The organism is Streptomyces sp. NBC_01478 (assembly GCF_036227225.1).
Lineage (GTDB): Bacteria > Actinomycetota > Actinomycetes > Streptomycetales > Streptomycetaceae > Streptomyces.
On the sequence record NZ_CP109444.1, the window covers coordinates 1,036,748 to 1,054,670 of the forward strand.

General features: G+C 71.2%; 17 protein-coding genes. 10 read left to right on the forward strand and 7 right to left on the reverse strand.

Features of this window, described 5'->3' with window-relative positions; genetic code table 11:
• Positions 1-73 precede the first annotated feature (73 nt).
• Positions 74-1,141 (forward strand): MHYT domain-containing protein, encoded by a 1,068-nt coding sequence (locus tag OG223_RS04590; RefSeq protein WP_329242705.1) that lies wholly within the window; start codon positions 74-76, stop codon positions 1,139-1,141.
• A 63-nt stretch (positions 1,142-1,204) separates the two neighbouring features.
• On the opposite strand, the gene OG223_RS04595 is transcribed toward OG223_RS04590, so the two are convergent.
• Positions 1,205-3,493: a zinc-dependent metalloprotease gene (locus tag OG223_RS04595; protein ID WP_329242708.1), complete on the reverse strand. Its 2,289-nt coding sequence runs from the start codon at positions 3,491-3,493 to the stop codon at positions 1,205-1,207.
• A gap of 88 nt (positions 3,494-3,581) precedes the next feature.
• Here OG223_RS04595 and OG223_RS04600 point away from each other — a divergent pair, with 88 nt between their 5' ends.
• Both OG223_RS04600 and OG223_RS04605 read left to right on the forward strand, forming a co-directional pair.
• Complete coding sequence (locus tag OG223_RS04600) at positions 3,582-5,087, forward strand: metallophosphoesterase family protein (protein ID WP_329242711.1); 1,506 nt, start codon at positions 3,582-3,584, stop codon at positions 5,085-5,087.
• Between the two features lie 72 nt (positions 5,088-5,159).
• Positions 5,160-6,188 (forward strand): LLM class flavin-dependent oxidoreductase, encoded by a 1,029-nt coding sequence (locus OG223_RS04605; protein WP_329242714.1) that lies wholly within the window; start codon positions 5,160-5,162, stop codon positions 6,186-6,188.
• Positions 6,189-6,196: 8 nt separating this feature from the next.
• Here OG223_RS04605 and OG223_RS04610 read toward each other — a convergent pair whose 3' ends face one another.
• Together OG223_RS04610 and OG223_RS04615 are read right to left on the reverse strand one after the other, a co-directional pair.
• Positions 6,197-7,171, reverse strand: coding sequence for a TauD/TfdA dioxygenase family protein (locus tag OG223_RS04610; protein ID WP_329242715.1), 975 nt, complete (start codon positions 7,169-7,171; stop codon positions 6,197-6,199).
• Positions 7,172-7,314: 143 nt separating this feature from the next.
• Positions 7,315-7,872 carry a HEAT repeat domain-containing protein gene (locus OG223_RS04615; protein ID WP_329242717.1) on the reverse strand — a complete coding sequence of 186 codons (558 nt, stop codon included), beginning with the start codon at positions 7,870-7,872 and terminating at the stop codon, positions 7,315-7,317.
• Between the two features lie 148 nt (positions 7,873-8,020).
• Here OG223_RS04615 and OG223_RS04620 point away from each other — a divergent pair, with 148 nt between their 5' ends.
• Positions 8,021-8,851: an aldo/keto reductase gene (locus tag OG223_RS04620; protein ID WP_329242721.1), complete on the forward strand. Its 831-nt coding sequence runs from the start codon at positions 8,021-8,023 to the stop codon at positions 8,849-8,851.
• Between the two features lie 99 nt (positions 8,852-8,950).
• Positions 8,951-9,385 (forward strand): cupin domain-containing protein, encoded by a 435-nt coding sequence (locus tag OG223_RS04625; RefSeq protein WP_329242724.1) that lies wholly within the window; start codon positions 8,951-8,953, stop codon positions 9,383-9,385.
• 9 nt (positions 9,386-9,394) lie between these two features.
• Here OG223_RS04625 and OG223_RS04630 read toward each other — a convergent pair whose 3' ends face one another.
• The 3 genes from OG223_RS04630 to OG223_RS04640 all read right to left on the reverse strand — a co-directional run bounded on the left by OG223_RS04630 (position 9,395) and on the right by OG223_RS04640 (position 12,637).
• Complete coding sequence (locus tag OG223_RS04630) at positions 9,395-11,728, reverse strand: ATP-binding SpoIIE family protein phosphatase (protein WP_329242726.1); 2,334 nt, start codon at positions 11,726-11,728, stop codon at positions 9,395-9,397.
• 64 nt (positions 11,729-11,792) lie between these two features.
• Positions 11,793-12,260: a peroxiredoxin gene (locus OG223_RS04635; RefSeq protein WP_329242729.1), complete on the reverse strand. Its 468-nt coding sequence runs from the start codon at positions 12,258-12,260 to the stop codon at positions 11,793-11,795.
• Positions 12,257-12,637, reverse strand: coding sequence for a DoxX family protein (locus tag OG223_RS04640; RefSeq protein WP_329242731.1), 381 nt, complete (start codon positions 12,635-12,637; stop codon positions 12,257-12,259). The genes OG223_RS04635 and OG223_RS04640 overlap by 4 nt, the downstream gene beginning before the upstream one ends.
• A gap of 121 nt (positions 12,638-12,758) precedes the next feature.
• Here OG223_RS04640 and OG223_RS04645 point away from each other — a divergent pair, with 121 nt between their 5' ends.
• Complete coding sequence (locus tag OG223_RS04645; protein WP_329242734.1) at positions 12,759-13,925, forward strand: acyl-CoA dehydrogenase family protein; 1,167 nt, start codon at positions 12,759-12,761, stop codon at positions 13,923-13,925.
• Positions 13,926-14,693, forward strand: a complete 768-nt coding sequence (locus OG223_RS04650; RefSeq protein WP_329242737.1) for an SDR family NAD(P)-dependent oxidoreductase — start codon at positions 13,926-13,928, stop codon at positions 14,691-14,693. It abuts the gene before it with no gap.
• Positions 14,694-14,705: 12 nt separating this feature from the next.
• On the opposite strand, the gene OG223_RS04655 is transcribed toward OG223_RS04650, so the two are convergent.
• The gene (locus OG223_RS04655) at positions 14,706-15,908 is read right to left on the reverse strand and encodes an RNA-guided endonuclease InsQ/TnpB family protein (RefSeq protein ID WP_329242740.1); all 1,203 of its coding nucleotides are present in this window, start codon (positions 15,906-15,908) and stop codon (positions 14,706-14,708) included.
• Between the two features lie 49 nt (positions 15,909-15,957).
• On the opposite strand from OG223_RS04655, the gene OG223_RS04660 reads away from it, so the two are divergent.
• The 3 genes from OG223_RS04660 to OG223_RS04670 all read left to right on the forward strand — a co-directional run bounded on the left by OG223_RS04660 (position 15,958) and on the right by OG223_RS04670 (position 17,921).
• Positions 15,958-16,116 (forward strand): Arc family DNA-binding protein, encoded by a 159-nt coding sequence (locus OG223_RS04660; protein WP_329242744.1) that lies wholly within the window; start codon positions 15,958-15,960, stop codon positions 16,114-16,116.
• Positions 16,117-16,237: 121 nt separating this feature from the next.
• Positions 16,238-17,038: a FadR/GntR family transcriptional regulator gene (locus OG223_RS04665; RefSeq protein WP_329242749.1), complete on the forward strand. Its 801-nt coding sequence runs from the start codon at positions 16,238-16,240 to the stop codon at positions 17,036-17,038.
• A gap of 82 nt (positions 17,039-17,120) precedes the next feature.
• Positions 17,121-17,921: an enoyl-CoA hydratase/isomerase family protein gene (locus OG223_RS04670; RefSeq protein ID WP_329242752.1), complete on the forward strand. Its 801-nt coding sequence runs from the start codon at positions 17,121-17,123 to the stop codon at positions 17,919-17,921.
• Positions 17,922-17,923 lie beyond the last annotated feature (2 nt).

Genomic DNA, 17,923 nt, shown 5'->3' on the forward strand with positions numbered 1-17,923 from the left:
GTGCTGCGCGGGCGGGCCCGGATACATGCATACTCCCCCCACAGGAAGCCACCACTCTGGGGGGAGTTGGCTCATGCAAGGCACGATCGACGGGTTCCGCTACGGTGCGGTGACCCCGGTGGCGGCCTATCTGATGGCCTGTCTGGGCGGGGCCCTGGGACTGCGCTGCGTGGTGCGGTCCCTGCACAACCGGCAGTCGTGGAAAGCGGGTTGGCTCGCGCTCGGCGCGACGTCGATCGGCAGCGGCATCTGGACGATGCACTTCATCGCGATGATCGGCTTCCAGGTCGAGGAGACCCGGATCGGCTACGACGTCGGCCTCACGGTGCTGAGTCTGGCCGTGGCGATCGTCGTGGTGGGCATCGGAGTGTTCGCCGTGGGCTACCGCGGCGCCACCCCCGGCACACTCTCCGCGGCCGGTGTCATCACCGGCCTCGGGGTCGCCGCCATGCACTATCTGGGCATGGCGGCCCTGAGGATGAACGGTGACATCGAGTACCGGACGAGCACGGTCGCGCTCTCCGTGGTGATCGCCGTCGTCGCCGCCACGGCGGCCCTGTGGGCGGCCGTCTCCATCCGGGGTTTCCTGGCCAGCCTGGGCGCCAGCCTGGTGATGGGCGTGGCCGTGTCCGGGATGCACTACACGGGCATGGCCGCCGTGAGCGTCCATCTGCACGGCACCGGCGGGGCATGGACCGGCGACTCGGCCAACTCCATTCTGCTGCCCATGCTGTTGGGGCCGGCCATCTTCCTGCTGCTGGCCGGGGTCGTCGTGATGTTCGACCCGCTGCTGGTGATGGGCGAGGGCGAATGGGACCGTTCCTTCGCCCGCCACCCGGTCGGCCCGGTCCCGAACGGCAAGCAGCCCACCCGGCGCCCCGACTCGCTCTTCGACACACCGGACCGCCCGGCAGCCGGCCGCCCGGACCCGTACGAGAGCCCGGCCGCCCCACCGGGCAGCCGTCGGCGCCGGAACACCCGCGGAAACCCCGCCGCCCAGGCACCGGGCCGCCCGGCCCCGTACGCCGGCCCGGCCGTCCCACCACCGGCGGCTCCCCGCAGCGCCTACACCGCGCCGCCCGACCCCGCGCGCGGCCGCCCGAACCCGTACGGGGCCCCGAAGCTCCCCGGCGAGTGGTGACCAACAGAGAGCTGGACAGCCGAAGTTGCATCACACGAGTCACCGATACGCCCTACGGCACGCTCAGTTGGGCGCGCCCGGCGGGACCCTGGGCAGCGGATCGACGCGCACCGACCCGGCATCGGCGAGGAACGCCCGGATCAACTCCCCCGCCTCACGCGCCTGTTCGTCGCCCTCGCAGCGCAGCTCCGTCCCGAGCCGCCGCACGGCACCGCGCAGTGCCGTGCGCACCGGTGCGTGGAGGGCCGGGTCGTCGAGCAGGGTCAGCAGATGGTTCAGGAGGGTCCAGTCCGCCGTGTGCTGCACGGCGGCCCCGCCCTGCAGCTCGGCGGGTACCGGGTCGGTACGACGCCAGGTGGCGGCAAGGAGCTCGTCGACGAGGTCGGTGACGCCGGGCGACGCGGGATCGGCGGCATGCTGCCAGGCCACCCGGTTGAGCCGGGCCGGGTCCAGCAGCTCCTGGGTGACGAGTGCGGTCGCGACCCGTACGGCCTCGAAGGGGTCGAAGATCCGCCCGGCGCCCGTGTCGAGGTACTGGTCCGTCCGGTCGTAGCGGATCGCGGGCGGGGTGAGGGTGTCCAACACCGCTCCGGGCAGGGCGAGTTGCTCGGCCCGTAGCAGTTCGGCGAGCCGGCTGAGCGCCGTGTGCTGGGTGGCCGGCCCGACGGCCTGCGCGCCCCGGCCGTCCTCGCCCGCGAGGCCGTACGCGTAGCGCACGCCACCGACCAGTCGGGCCACGGCGGTCACCTCGTGCCGGTGCAGGAGGTGCACCAGGACGGCCCGCTCCTCCAGTTCGCCGGTCTGCCGGTCGGGCGGCAGCACCCCGCGGGAGAATCCGTCCAGGGCGATACGGCGCACCCGCAGCATGGTCTCCAGCGCCTGGAGGGCGTCCGGTCCGCTCACCCAGGTCACGGCGTCGGCGTGGGCCGCCTCCGGGCCCTGGGCGTCCTCGTCGGAGAGGTAGATCAGGCCCGACTCGGCGGCCTCGCGACGCAGTTCGGCGAGCGCACTCTCCTCGGCACCCTCGTCGAACCGGCCGTAGGCGTGCGCGACCAGGAAGTGGTCCCACGGTCCCAGGCCCGTGCCGTACGCGGCGGACAGGTCGAGGTCGCCCTCGTCCGTGACGCGGATGCGGGCGTACGGGTAGTCCATGACGGACGGCTCGGGGTGCCCCGTACTGGCGAAGTTGTGCATGAAGCCGAGCGCGTGGCCGATCTCGTGTGCGGCGAGTTGGCGCATGCGGGCGAGCACCAACTCCTCGACGGCGGCGAGGCGTTGGGCCTCGTCCGGGCGGCCGTAGGGGGCGAGGAGGGCCTCGCCGAGTGCGCGGACCTGTGCGACGCGCTGGGAGCCGAGGCGGACCCGGGCGTGCAGGATCTCGCCGGTGCGCGGGTCGGTCAGTCCCTGGCCGAGGGACCAGCCGCGGCCCGCGCGGTGCACCCAGACCACGCCGTTGACGTCGGGGTCGTAGGGGTCGAAGCCGTCGTCGCCGGGCTCGACGCGGTAGGCGTCGGGGAGTCCGATGCGGGCGAAGGCCCGCTGCCACCAGTTGCCGCCCTCGACGACCGCCGAGCGGAAGGGTTCGGGGACGGCGGGGTCGATCCGGAAGACGATGGGGGCGCCGCCGGGTTCCGCGCGGAAGCGGGGCTGGAGCTTGACCTGGGTGCTCGCCCGGCCGACGAGGCCGTGGTCGGCGTAGCCGATGCCGTAGCCGCCCGAGGCGGGGTGGTAGCGCCGGACCGGCAGCGGGGACACGGGCAGCCGCAGCAGGTTCAGTTGCTGGACGACGGTGAGGGCGCGCGGGTCGGCGGCGACGGCCCGCACCGCCTGCCCGCGGCCGGGGCCCCGGAAGGTGAGCAGCGCGGGGAGGCGGACGGCGGTGGGTCCGGTGCGGCTGTCGGCGACGAGCGGGAGGCTCGCGGAGGTGTCGATGCTGTAGTCGCCCTGCTCGTGTGCGTGCAGATGGTCGGCGATCTGGTCGTGGTCGGCGAGGACGAGCCCGGTGGCGTCCACGACCGCGGCGCCGTTCTCCTCGCGCAGCACGGGCCCGCTCCAGAGCACGGACAGCGCGAACGACTCGTCCCCGGCGCGTACGGCGGCCGCGTCGCCGGAGGTCAGGAAGTGCTTGTTGCGGACGGCGAACAGGACCCGGTCGCCGACCCGGCGGAACTCCGCGAGCCAGGTCCGGCCCGCCTTCCCCCGGTCCAGCCAGAGGTCGCTGGAACCCAGGCCCTGGGACAGCGAGACGGAGAGGAGGAAGGGCTCGTCGAACTGGCGGATGCCCAACAGCAGCCGGTCCGAACGGAGTTCGGGGTCGGGGATCAGGTCGATGAAGTCGGCTGCGCCGGTCATGCGGGGACCTTTCGGTTGAGCATCGTCGAGTTGATGTTGCCAGGCCCCTGCCTCCGGCCCCGCCAGGGCTCGTTGTTACGGTGCACCGGTGTCTGAATCTTCACGCGATACCCCCGCAGGCGCCGGTTGGGGCACCGCGGAGCGCGGGGCGTACCAGCAGCTCATGCCGACCCATGTCGAGAAGGTCTCGTGGCTCAGCCCGAAGACTTTGTGGGCCGCGCGCAACGGCGTGTTGGCCTCCTGGTTCGGGGACCCGACCGGCGACACCCGCAGCCGTTGGGTGGCCCAGAGCGCGGCCACCGGCGCTCCCGCCGACAAGGTGATCCGGCGCGACGATCCCGACACCTTCTCCTTCATGGTCATCGGCGACACGGGCGAGGGCGACGATCCCCAATACGCCGTTGTGCCAGGGTTTCTGAAGGCCAGTCAGGAGACGGCCTTCACGGTCGTCGCCAGTGACGTCATCTATCCCGTCGGCACCGCGGACGACTACGAGACGAAGTTCTTCCGCCCGTACCAGGCCTATCCGGCGCCCATCTACGCGATACCCGGCAACCACGACTGGTACGAGGGCCTCGGCGGTTTCATGCGCGTCTTCTGCGACGACGCGCCCGCGCTGCCCGCACCGCGGGCGGCGCGCCCGCTGACGCGTGCCTGGTGGCGTTCGCTGCTGTGGCACCACCCCCGCCCGACCGACGGCGAACACCTGGACAAGGCACGGGAGTTGCGCTCCTCGCCGGACCAGCAGGCGGTCCAGCCGGGCCCGTACTGGGCGATCGACGCGGGACCGGTGCGCATCATCGGCATCGACACAGGGCTGTTGGGCACGATCGACGCCGAACAGGGCGCCTGGCTGCGCGAGATGGCGAAGGGTCCGACGCCGAAGATCCTGATCACCGGTTCGCCGCTGTACGTGGACGGCGAGCACCACCCCTGCGCGATCGAGGGCGGCGGCACGGTCGACGACATCGTCAGCGATCCGGCCCACCGCTTCGTCGCCGCGATCGGCGGCGACATCCACAACTACCAGCGCTATCCGGTGCGGTTGGCGGACGGGCGCACGCTCCAGTACGTGGTCTCGGGCGGCGGTGGCGCGTTCATGCACGCGACCCACACCGTGCCGCGCGTCGACATCGCCGACGTCACCGAGCAGGACTTCCGCTGTTACCCGCTGCGCGGCGACTCCCTCGCCTTCTACAGCCGCTTGTACGGCCGCCGACTGCATCTGCGCCGCTTCTTCACCCTCACGGAGGCCGAGGCGTCGGCCGTGATCTGCGAGCGCCTGGGCATCCCGCCGACCCGCACCCCGGGCCCGCCGGTCCGCATCACCCGACGGATCCGGCTGGTCGCGAGCCTGCTGGGCGCGGGCGGCCGCCCCGACCGCACCGCGCGCTTCCGTCTTCCGGTGCGCAAGATCTACACCCAGCTCTTCTCGCCCGGCTCCGTGACGTACAGCCCGCCGTTCTTCAAGTGCTTCCTGCGGCTGGACGTCACCCCGGAGGCGGTCCGGCTGCGCTGTTTCGCCGCCACCGGCAAGCACCCCCAGGAGATCGACCCGCCGGTCGAGGACGAGATCACCATCCCGCTGCACTGATCACACGCCCGCAATGTTCACCTGTCACAATCGGGACAGAACAGAACTGACGTACGACCGCCGGAGGAGCCCGTGCCGCTCACCTCACGCCCGTTGCGGAAGCTGGGCTTCCTCACGATCGGCCTGTTCGACGAGGCCGATCCGCGCCGGGGCCACGAGTCGACGCTGGAGATCATCGAACTGGGCGAGCGTCTCGGCTTCGACAGCGCCTGGCTGCGCCACCGCCATCTCCAGTACGGCATCTCCTCCCCCGTCGCGGTCATGGCGGCGGCCTCGCAGCGCACCAGCCGTATCGAACTCGGCACGGCGGTGATCCCGCTCGGCTGGGAGAACCCGCTGCGGCTGGCGGAGGACCTGGCGACCGTCGACATCCTGTCCGGGGGCCGGATCAACCCGGGCGTGAGCGTGGGCCCGCCGATGCACTTCGACCAGCTCAAGGAGGCCCTGTACCCCGACACGGCCGAGGTCGAGGACTTCGGCTACGAGCGGGTGCGGCGGCTGCTGGACTTCGTGCGCGGCAAGCCGGCCACCGACTTCAGCGGGGTCGAGGGCTTCGAGGTGTTCTCCGACCGGGTGCAGCCGCACTCCCCCGGGCTGGGCCGTCGTCTCTGGTACGGCGGCGGCAGCACGGGCTCGGCGAAGTGGGCCGGCGAGCACGGGATGAACTTCCTGACGAGCAGCGTCGTCAAGGCCGAAGGGCCGGACGAGTCAAGGGACTTCGCGGAGATCCAGCTCTCCCACGTCCGCACGTTCCGCGCCCACCACCCCGACGGCGAGGCCGCCCGGGTCTCCCAGGGGCTGGTGGTCATCCCGACCGACTCCGCCTCGCCCGAACAGCGGGCGAAGTACGAGGAGTTCGCCCGCAAGCGCACTCCCCGTACGACGTCACCTCAGGGCCCGGCCCGCCTGATGTTCGCGCCGGACATCGTCGGCACCTCGGAGGAGATCGCCGAACTCCTGCACGCGCACGTCGCGTTCAGGGAGATCGACGAGGTGGCGTTCGCGCTGCCGTTCACGTTCGAGCACGAGGACTACGTGCAGATCCTGACGGACATGGCGACGAAGCTGGGGCCGGCGCTCGGGTGGAAGCCCGCCGGCTGACCTCCGTGTCACCAGCGGCCGGGCTCGGTGCCGACGATCGGCTCGGACGGCTTGCCGTCGACTCCGACCGGTATGTCGCCGGTGAGCATCACGCGGTGCATGGTCCTCGGGAAGCCGAGGTGCGCGTTGTCGCTGGGGGCGAGGTGGATGGTGGCCCGGTTGTCCCAGAAGGCCACGCTGCCCGGCTCCCAGCGGAACCGGACCGTGTACTCGGGCCGGGTCGCCTGCGCGAGCAGCAGCTCCAGGATCGCGGCGCTCTCCGCGCGCGAGACGTCGGTGATCTGCTCCAGGTAGTAGCCGTTGACGAACAGCACCCGCTCGCCCGTCTCGGGGTGCACCCGGACCAGCGGGTGCAGCGAGGCGACCTGGTGGTCCAGGAGGTGGCGGACGTACGCGTCGTCGCCGGGGCGCGGCTGGTAGCCGACGCCGAGCCGGTGCTCGGCCCGCAGCCCGTCCACGAACTCCCGTACCGGCTGCGACAGTCCGGCGTACGCCGCCGCCAGATTCGACCAGGTGGTGTCGCCGCCGTAGGGCGGGACGGTCTCCGCGCGCAGGATCGTCGCGGCGGGCGGGTCGACGCGGGCGCCGTGGTCGCAGTGCCAGCCGCGCAGGAGTGTGTGCCGGCGCCGCTCCAGCCACTCCTCGTGCTCCATGCCGAACCGGCCCCCCAACTCCAGCCGGTCGGCGGTGGTTTCGACCTCGGGGAAGCCGGCCGGTGACGCACTGCCGCGCCGCCCGAGCACGACGGGTTCCCCGAACCGCCGCGCGAACGCCACATGCCCGGTGTGGTCGAGCCGTTGGTCCCGGAAGAACACGACCTTCCAGCGCAGCACCGCCGCCCGGATCGCGGCGACCACGGCGTCGTCGAGGTCACCGGCCAGGTCGACACCGGTGATCTCGGCCCCGATGTGACCGGCGGCCGGCCGCACCTCCATGCCGTCCACCCGCGCCGCCTCGTCGGTCGTACCGCTGTCCGTCGTCATGCGCGCTCCGTCGTCGTACCTGCTCGGTCGGTCGTCCCCTCCGAGTCGTCCCTTCCGGGTCGTACCCAGGTCGTACCGGTTCCAAGGAAGATCGTGACAGCGATCACCGCGCGAGGCGACAGGGCTTCCGGGCCGGCCCCGGTTCAGCGCCGTGCGGCACGCGCGGGCCTCGGGGCGGTCCGGCGGTGGACGGGGCCGCCGGGCGCGTACCAGCCGGCCTTCTTGCGGACGAGCGGGGACGGGTCCTCGTCGTGGGCGCGGGTGAGGGCCGTGAGGGCGTCCGGGCGGCTGTGCACCCACAGGCCGACGAGTTCGACGGCCCTGGCCCGCACCTGCGGGTCCGGGTCCCGCTCCAGGAGCAGGATCGCCCGGGGCAGCAGCGCGAGGCGGTCCGGGAAGCAGGCCTGCGCGTCCGGTTTGCACCGGTCGCAGGACAGTGCGTGCACGGCCGCGATCCGCACCCGTGCGTCGGGGTCGTCGAGCCGGGCGGTCAGGTCGTCCACGGCGTCCGGGACGAGCAGCTCGTCCAGCAGTCTGCTGCACTGTTCGCGCACCAGCGGGTGCGCGTGGCGCAGTCCCTCGCGGACGGCGGGCACGGCGGCCGGGCCGCGCCGGAGCAGTTCACGGAAGGCGCCGGGGCGGCGCGGCTCGCTGCCCAGCGCGTCGACGAGTACGGGGTCGGGGGTGTCGGTGGGTGACATCGGGTTCCTCCCCTCCGTCCGACGAGTCTGCGCCCCCGAACTCGGCCGCCACAAAGCCTTTTCCGCACGGCCGGACGGCCCTGCCTCGCGGGCCGTGGTTCCGGCCGCCCATACTGGGTGTACCGCACAGTCAAGGGAAGGTCCGACCGTGATCAGCATCCCGACGCACACGCTCAACGACGGAACGAGGATTCCCGCCATCGGCCTGGGCACCTGGCCGATGGACGACGCGACGGCCGAGGAGGCCGTGGACGGTGCGTTGCGCATGGGCTATCGCTTGGTGGACACGGCGACGAACTACCGCAACGAGACCGGCGTCGGCCGTGGCATCGCCCGCAGCGGCGTGCCCCGCGAGGAGGTCCTCGTGACGACGAAGCTGCCGGGCCGCCACCACGGTTACGAGGAGACCCTCGCCTCCTTCGAGGAGTCCCGGGCGCGGCTCGGCGTGGACTACGTGGACCTCTATCTGATCCACTGGCCGCTGCCTCGGGTCGGCAAGTTCGTCGATTCCTGGAAGGCGATGATCAAGCTCCGCGAGGAGGGTCTCGTCCGGTCGATCGGCGTCTCCAACTTCACGCCCGGGCACATCGAGCGGCTGGAGAAGGAGACCGGCGTCCTGCCGTCCGTGAACCAGATCGAGCTCCACCCGCTGTTCCCGCAGGACGAACTGCGCGCCTTCGATGCCGAGAAGGGCGTTCTCACCGAGAGCTGGAGTCCTCTCGGGCGCGGTTCGGAGCTGTTGAACGACCCCACTGTCGTGACGGTCGCGGAGGCCTTCGGTGTGACGCCCGGCCAGGTGGTGCTGCGCTGGCACACCCAACTGGGCGCCGTCCCGATCCCCAAGTCGGCGGACCCCGGCCGGCAGCGCGCGAACCTGGACATCTTCGGCTTCGAACTCGGCCCGGCCCAACTGGCCGCCCTCTGTGACCACACGCCTCAGCGGCTGGGCGGGGACCCGGAGACGCACGAGGAATTCTGAGCGTCCCGGGGGTGGAAGTTGCGTGTTTCCGCCCCCAACTCGCCTTCCCTGCCTCTATGTTCACGGCGGAGGTTCAAGATCTCACCGGAAGGCTCTCGTATGCGCACCGCGTTCCGTACCGCCGTCACCGGGTCGGTGGCCGCCGCCGCTCTGCTGGTCGGCGGCACCGCCCAGGCGACACCCGCCGGCCCCGGAGTCACCGCCCGGCTGATCAGCCAGACCACCATCGGCGACACCGACTACACCCTGCGCGAGATCACCATTCCGCCCGGCCAGGCGACCGGCTGGCACTACCACGACGGCCCGCTGTACGGCTTCGTCAAGCAGGGCACGCTCAGCCACTTCGACTCCGGTTGCGCCTCCGACGGCGTGTACCGGGCGGGCAGTCCCATCCAGGAGCCGGCCGGTTCGGGCAACGTGCACATCGGCCGCAATCTGGGGAACACCCCTCTCGTCCTCGACGTGCTGTACGTGCTGCCGCACGGATCGCCGTTCTCGGAGGACGCGCCGAACCCCGGCTGCCCCTTCGAGTAGGTCCTCGGGTCAGTCCGGCGGCAGCGGCTGTTCGGCCCAGATGGTCTTGCCGCCGTCTGTCTGCCGGCTGCCCCAGCGCTGGGTGAGCTGCGCGACGAGGAGGAGTCCGCGTCCGCCCTCGTCGTAGGCGTGGGCGCGGCGCAGATGCGGTGAGGTGGAACTGCCGTCGGAGACCTCGCAGATGAGGGCGCGGTCTCGGATCAGCCGGAGCTGGACGGGCGGTTCGCCGTACCGGATGGCGTTGGTGACGAGTTCGCTGACGACGAGTTCGGTGACGAAGGACTCCTCGTCCAGCCCCCAGGCGGTGAGTTGCTCGGTGGCGGCCTGCCGGGCCCGGGCCACGTGCGCGGGGTCGGGTTCGATGTCCCAGGTGGCGACCCGGTCGGCGCCGAGCGCCCGGGTGCGCACCAGCAGGAGGGCCACGTCGTCGCTGGGCTCCTCCGGCATCACGGCCTTCAGCACCGAGTCGCACAGCGCGTCCAGCGATGCGGCGGACGCGGTGAGGGCGCGGCACAGTTCGGCGGTGGCGTGGTCGATGTCGCGGTCGCGGTCCTCGATCAGGCCGTCCGTGTACAGGGCGACGACGGCCCCCTCGGGCAGCTCCAACTCCACTGCCTCGAAAGGCAGTCCGCCGACCCCGAGCGGTGGTCCCGCGGCCATGGGGACGAGGCTCGCGGTCCCGTCGGGCAGCACGACGGCCGGCGGTGGATGTCCGGCGGCGGCCATGGTGAGGCGGCGCGATACCGGGTCGTAGACGGCGTAGAGGCAGGTGGCACCGAGTTCCGCGACCTCGTCGCCGGTGTCGTCCGTCGCGAGGTGGGTGACCAGGTCGTCGAGGTGGGTGAGGAGTTCGTCGGGCGGCAGGTCCACGTCGGCGAGGGTGCGGACGGCGGTGCAGAGGCGGCCCATGGTCGCCGAGGACGCGATGCCGTGTCCGACGACGTCGCCGACGACCAGGGCGACCCGGCTGCCGGACAGCGGGATCACGTCGAACCAGTCGCCGCCGATGCCCGCGAGCGACCCGCAGGGCAGATAGCGGTGGGCCACCTCGACCGCCGCCTGCCCGGGCAAGTCCCTGGGCAGCAGGCTGTGTTGGAGGGCGAGTGCGGTGGAGCGCTCGCGGGCGAAGCGGCGCGCGTTGTCGATGCAGACGGCGGCGCGGCTGGCCACCTCCTCGGCGAGTACGGCGTCGTCGGCCACGTAGTCGTCGGGGTGGGCCATGCGGACGCCGACCGCGACACCGAGTGTGGTGCCGCGTGCCCGGAGCGGCACCGCGATCATCGAGTGGACGCCCTTGCGGTACGCGCGGGCGGCGGGGCTGCGCGCGTTGCGTTCCGCCACCCAGCGGACGAAGTCGGGTTCGCCCGCCTGGCTCAGGACGGCCCGGCCCGACCGCAGCGCACGCGCGGGCGGTGAGAACGGCGGGTAGACGTCCGCCTCGGACAGGTGCATCGCCGCCTCGGGGGTGCCCTCGGTGGCGGAGCCGTGGGCGACCCGGCGCAGCACGATCCGGTCGTCGAGGTCCATCTGCGGTTCGTCCGCGCCGAGCACCCACTCCAGGAGGTCCACGCTGGCGAAGTCGGCGTAGCGCGGCACCAGCAGTTCCACCAGTTCCTCGGCGGTGCGCACCACGTCGAGGGTGGTGCCGATGCCGGCCGCCGCTTCGTTGAGCAGGGCCAGCCGCTGTCGGGCGAGGTACTGCTCGGTGCTGTCGAACGCCGCGAGGGCGACCCCGCCCAGCTCACCGGCGGCGTCCTTGACGGGCCACATCTCGATGCTCCAGGCGTGCTCCCGGTTCAGGGCCGGAGCGCCCGCCCAACTGTCGTAGCGGACCGGTCTGCCCGTCTCGGCGACCAGGCGCAGGTTTCGCAGGAAGCCCCGGCTGTGCTCGGCGTCCTCGACACTCTCCGGGAAGTACCGGCCGATCAGGACGTCCTCGGGCACGCCCATCACGCGGCAGGCGACGTCGTTGAGGCGGAGGTAGCGCTGCTCGGTGTCGAAGACGGAGAGCGACATCGACGCCTGCTGGAAGGCCCGCTCCGCCAGCGTGGGCGCGAGGGGAGGGTCGGCGGTAATGACGTATCCGTCCGGTGCGCCGTCCGCACCGAGCACCGCGCAGGCCCGCACGGTGAGCGGGAGCGGCGTTCCGTCCCGGTGTCGTAGGACCAGCGTGCCCGTCAGCGCGGCGACGGCCGGGGTCGAGGGGGGTTCGGCGAGCAGTGCCCCCACCGACCGGCCCACGGCCTCCTCGGCCGGGTATCCCGTCAGTGTCCGGGCACCCTCGCTCCACCCCGTCACGATGCCTCGGGCATTGATGACCGCCGTGGCGGAGGCCTGCTCCATATCGTCCAGGATGGTCCCTTTACCGCGCGGCATCAACCGCGATACGGCATTTGCGGCCCCCGGGTCAGGTCCGGCGGGCTCGGAGTGCGTCGAGGGCCCGGTCGGCGTGGGTGTTCATCCGCAGTTCGCTGGAGACGACCTCCAGGATCGTGCGGTCCTCTCCGATGACGAAAGTGGCCCTCTTGGTGGGCGCGAGCGAGAATCCGCGTTTCACCCCGAACCGCTCGCGGATCGTCCCGTCGGCGTCCGAGAGGAGCGGCATGCCGAGGGTGTGTTTCCCGGCGAACTCGTGCTGCTTGTCGACCGTGTCACCGCTGATGCCGACGGGCCGCGCGCCGACCGCCGCGAACTCGGCCGCCAGATCACGGAAATGGCAGGCCTCGGCGGTGCAGCCGGCGGACAGGGCGGCCGGATAGAAGAACAGCACCACCGGTCCCTCGGCGAGCAGTTCCGTGAGGCTGCGCTCGGCGCCGGTCTCGTCCGGCAGCGTGAAGTCCTCGATCTTGTCACCGACGCTCGGGCGACCGCTCATGACTGTCCCTCCCCATTCTTCGCGACACTACGGGCCCACAGTACGAGGGGCACCTGCAGGGGCAGTCGCCCGAGGGCCGCCGCTCGCTGCGGGGTCGGGCGGTCCCGCCAGTCCAGCGCCATCTTCACGTTGGCGGGGAACACCCCCACGAAGAAGCCCGCCGCAGCGAGCGCGGCCGTACGCCGGGAACGCGGTGCCGCTATCCCGGCGGCCAGCGCCAGCTCGACGACCCCGCTCGCGTACGTCCAGGTCCGGGGCTTCCCCGGCAGGACGCTCGGGATCGTCGCGTCGAACTGTCTCGGCGAGGCGAGGTGGGCGACCCCCGCGGTCGCCAACAGACCGGCGAGCAGCAGCGATGAGCGTTCGGACCGGGACACGGTTCCTCCTCTGATGGCCTGCCGCGCGATATTACTCGACGGTAGGTCCTTATCGGTCCCCTACTGCTTCGGTCTGACCTTTGATATGTTTCGCATCCGGAACCGAAGAAGGGTCCCGTGCATGGACTTCGAACTGACCGAGGACCAGGAAACGATCCGCAAGTCCGTCGCCGGGCTGCTGCGCGACTTCGACGACCAGTACTGGATGGCGAAGGACCAGGCGCACGAGTTCCCGACGGAGTTCTACGACACCGTCGCGGCCGGCGGCTGGCTAGGGATCACGATCCCGGAGGAGTACGGCGGCCACGGCCTCGGCATCACCGAGGCCAGCCTGCTGCTGGAGGAAGTGGCGCGGTCGGGCGGCGGCATGAACGCGGCGAGCGCGATCCATCTCTCCATCTTCGGCATGCATCCGGTGGTGGTGCACGGCTCCGAGGAGCTGAAGCGCCGCACACTCCCCCGGATCGCGAACGGCGATCTGCACGTCTGTTTCGGCGTCACCGAACCGGGCGCCGGACTCGACACCGCGAGCATCACGACGTACGCACGACGGGACGGCGACCACTACGTCGTGAGCGGCCGCAAGGTGTGGATCTCCAAGGCGATGGAGTCGGAGAAGATCCTTCTCCTGACCCGGACCAGCAAGGCGGACGAGGTCGCCAGGAAGACCGACGGGATGACCCTCTTCCTGGCGGACATCGACCGCGACCGGATCGACGTCCGCCCGATCCCGAAAATGGGCCGCAACGCGGTCACCTCGAACGAACTCTTCATCGACGACCTGCGCATCCCCGTCGAGGACCGCGTCGGCGAGGAGGGCCAGGGCTTCCGCTACCTCCTCGACGGCCTCAACCCGGAACGCATGCTGATCGCCGCGGAGGCCCTCGGCATCGGCCGGGCCTCGCTCGACAAGGCGGTGCGGTACGCCAAGGAGCGGGTCGTCTTCGGCCGCCCGATCGGCATGAACCAGGGCATCCAGTTCCCCCTCGCGGACTCCCTGGCCCACCTCGACGCCGCCGAACTCGTGCTGCGCAAAGCGACATGGCTGTACGACAACGGGAGGCCCTGCGGGCGGGAGGCGAACACCGCCAAGTATCTGTGCGCCGACGCCGGGTTCACGGCCGCCGACCGGGCCCTGCAGACCCACGGGGGCATGGGCTACTCCGAGGAGTACGGCGTGTCCCGCTACTTCCGCGAGGCCCGCCTCATGCGCATCGCGCCGATCAGTCAGGAAATGATCCTGAACTACCTGGGATCACACACGCTGGGACTCCCGAGGAGCTACTGAATGACCGACAGCACAGGGTTGTTCGACCTCACGGGCCGGTCGGCACTGGTCACCGGGGCCGGGGGCGGCATCGGTTCCGCGGTCGCCGAGGCGCTGGCGCGCGCGGGTGCCGCGGTGCTGGTGACCGACGTCGACGAGTCGGCCGCCGCGGCCGTCGCGGGGAAGATCAGTGCCGCGGGCCTGACGGCGGACAGCGCCGCGCTCGACGTACGGGACCGGTCCGCCGCCGACGCTGCCGTGGCGCGCGCTGCGGCGCTCGCCGACGGGACGCTGCACATCCTCGTGAACAACGCCGGGGTCATCGCGCCGGCCATGTTCGACAAGCTGGAGGAGGAGGCGTTCCGGCGGGTCCTCGACATCCATGTGATGGGCGCCTTCCACTGCGCGCAGGCGGCGCTGCCGTTCCTGCCGGACGACGGCACGGGCCGGATCATCAACGTCACGTCGTCGGCGGGGCTGGTCGGCACGCTCGGGCAGGTCAACTACTCGGCCGCGAAGGCGGGGATCATCGGGCTGACGAAGTCGCTGGCCCGCGAACTGGCGCGCCGGCGGGTGCTGGTCAACGCGCTCGCCCCGCTGGCCGCCACACCCATGACGGAGACCATCCGCACCGACGAGAAGTTCTCGGCCCGGATGCTGGCCCGGATTCCGCTGGGCCGGTGGGCCGAACCCGCGGAGGTCGCGGGCAGTTTCGTGTTCCTCGCCTCGGACGCCGCCTCCTTCATCACCGGGCAGGTGCTGCCGGTGGACGGCGGCATGGTGATTTGAAACCTCCCCCACCTAAAGGTGGGGGATTCCTGGCTCACGTTGGCTGTGGACCGGCGGTCCGGCAGCTCTTACACGATCAGCACCAGCCGGGTTGAGACCAGCCCGGACGAGCATCACGCGGGCGGAGTTCTTGTCCCTGGGGGACACGGTTCCGCACGCGGCGCAGGTGTAGGTACGTTCCGAAAGAGGAAGTGCGTGCTTGGTTCTCGCTCCGCACTGCGCGCAGTCCATGGTGGTGTGCGCGGAGTTTACGAGGTGCACGGTCCGGCCGTGCTTGCGGCTCATGTCCAGCAGGGCCGTCTTCGTCGTGCTGATCGCGGCATCCGCTGCCTTGCGGGCCATCGTGGACTTCGCCAGGAACTTCGGGCGGAAGTCCTCGACCGCGAGCTGGTCGAAGTCGCGAACGATGGTTTTGGCCCACTTGCGGGCGGTGTCCTGCCGTTGCCGGGCGGCCTTCTTGTGGACCTTCGCGGCCTGGGCCTGTGCCTGCCGGTAGCCCTTGGACTGCCGCTTACCTCTGGGGATACAGCGGCGGGCCATCTGCTTCTGGTAACGGGCGAGGCGGGCGGTGGCGGTCTTGCCGTGCTGTGGATGCGGGAGGTCGTGGGCGTCGCTGGTGGTGGTCGCGGTTTCCTTCACTCCCCAGTCGATGCCGATCACCCGGCCGGTGGCAGGCAGGGCCTCGGTGGTGGTCGCCACGACGAACGAGGCGTACCAGTGGCCGAGGCTGTCTCGGTAGACGCGGACGGAGGACGGCGGCTTGGGCAGTCCCCGCGACCACACCACACTAAGCACGATCCCGCCCGCGAGATGCAGACGCCCGCCCTTGAGGCGGAACCCGCGCCGCGTGTAGTTCAGGGTCGGGTCGGCCGCGTGCTTCTTCTTGCACTTCGGCATCCCGGCCCGCCGTTGCTGCGGCAGCCGGGCCGTGATGTCGTTCAGGGCCTTGGCGCGGGACTTGGCGAAGTCGCGGATCGTCTGCTGTTGCGGCACCGAGCTGCCTTCGCGCAGCCAGGCGTTCGCGGTGCGGGCCTCGGTCAGCATCTTGTCGAGGCGGGCCGGGCCGCACCTCTCCTCGTCGGCGTGCGCCTTTTGGGAGCGGGCGCAGCACTCGTTCCAGATCCACCGGCAGCGCGCCCACTCCGCCACCAGCGCGGTACGGGCGGTCGAAGACAGGCGAAGCCGATAGGTGTACCGGGCATGTCCGGCATCCATGGCTTCCTCCAGGGTCGTGCTGCCACCACTCTACTACTACGGTAGGGGCATGGATGAAGAAACAAAGATCACGCTCAGGCTCCCCACGGAACTGCACCGGTGGCTCACCGCTCAGGCCAAGTCCGCCCGCAGGTCCCTCAACTCCGAGATCGTCTACCGGCTGGAGGGTGAGCGAGACGCCGCCGTTGCGGACACCGACTCACCCTGACGGCGACCCTGAAGGCCGAGGCATCCTTGGAGGTACTCGGTGGCAGCCAGCGCGCGTGCTGTGTTGAATGGTTCAGCCAAAGAGGCCGAAGAGCGCGGCTTTCGACGAGAGGCCTGAACCTGTGCAGAGCGCCGAGCACCCTTCCCGTACCGTCCGGGGGCGCGCCGCGGCCGGTGGACCCCGGCCGCGCTTCGACACGCTCACCGTCCCCAAGGCCTCGGACGTGCTGGCGGCGGAGGTGCGTGAGCGGATCCTGTCCGGGGAGTTCACGGAGGGCATGGCGCTGCCGCCGGAACGGCAGTTGGTGGAGCAGACGGGGCTGAGCCGGGCGACGGTGCGCGAGGCGCTGCGCGTCCTGGAGGTCGAACGGCTGCTGGAGATCAGGCCGGGACGCGGGGGCGGTGCCTTCGTGCACCGGCCGGGACGCGAATCGCTCGCCGACACCGTGCGGTTGGTGATCCGGGGGCAGCGGATCCGACTGGAGGACCTGCACGAGACCCGGGAGGCGATCGAGCCCGCGTGCGCGGCACTGGCGGCCAGACGCCGGACGGACGCCGACCTCGCGGAGCTGGACGACGCCCACACGGACCTCGTCGCGGCGGGCGAGGACATCCAGCGCTTCCTGCGCGCCAACATCCGCTGGCACAACGCCGTGGCGAGGGCCGGTGAGAACGATCTTCTCATCGGGTTCATGAGCGCTCTCTCGCAGTCGATCCACGCGGCCACCAACATCGAGCGGTTCATGGACGCGGACATCCGCAAGCTCACGGCCCGCGCGCACGCCCGGATCACCGAGGCCATCCGGGACCGCGACAGCGAGGCGGCGACACGTCGGATGACGCGCCATGTGTGCGGCTTCGCGCGGGCGGCGGCCGAGGTGGACCACCGGGACGGTGTGGAGCTCACCGATCCCGAGAACTGACTCAACCAAACGCGAGAATGTGATTCTCTTCTTCGTGCAACACCATTGACAGTATCGGTCTGACCTTTAATACCATCGCGGTATGAGCAAGGTGAGTCCCGTACTGACCGTCGCCGCCGACGGAGACGTCCGCATCGTCACCCTGAACCGCCCCGACCGGCTGAACGGCGTGTCCGAGGAACTGCACCGACGCCTGTCGGAGGTGTGGCGCGAGCTCGCGGACGACGCGAAGGCCCGTGCCGTCGTCCTCACGGGCGCTGGCCGGGCGTTCAGCGCGGGCGGCGACTTCGACCATCTCCTACGGCACCACACCGACCCGGAGCTGCGGGAGCGGTCGATCCGCCTCGACCGCACCATCCAGACCGAGATGATCCGCTTCCCGCTGCCCGTGATCGCCGCCGTCAACGGCCCGGCGGTGGGCCTGGGTTGCAGCCTCGCCCTCGCCTGCGACCTGGTGCTGATCGCCGAGGACGCCTACTTCGCGGACCCGCACATCTCGGTCGGCCTGGTGGCCGGCGACGGCGGGGTCACCCTGTGGCCGATGCTCACCAGCCTGCTGCGCGTGAAGGAGTACCTCTTCACCGGGGACCGCATCCCCGCTCCCAAGGCGGTCGAACTCGGCCTCGCCAACCGCACCGTCCCGCCCGACGAGGTGATGCGCGAGGCGCTCACCCTGGCCCACCGGCTCGCGGCGCAGCCCGCCGAGGCCCTCCGCGCCACCAAGCTGGCCCTCGCCGCGGTCGTCGAGCAGGTGTCGCGCGGCGGCATGGAGGCGGCGCTGATGGCCGAACGGGCCACGATGACCAGCCCGGACCACATCCGCATCATCACCGAGCTCGCGTCCCGCGCCGAACGGCGCGCGAACCCCCCTGAGGAGCGCTGAGC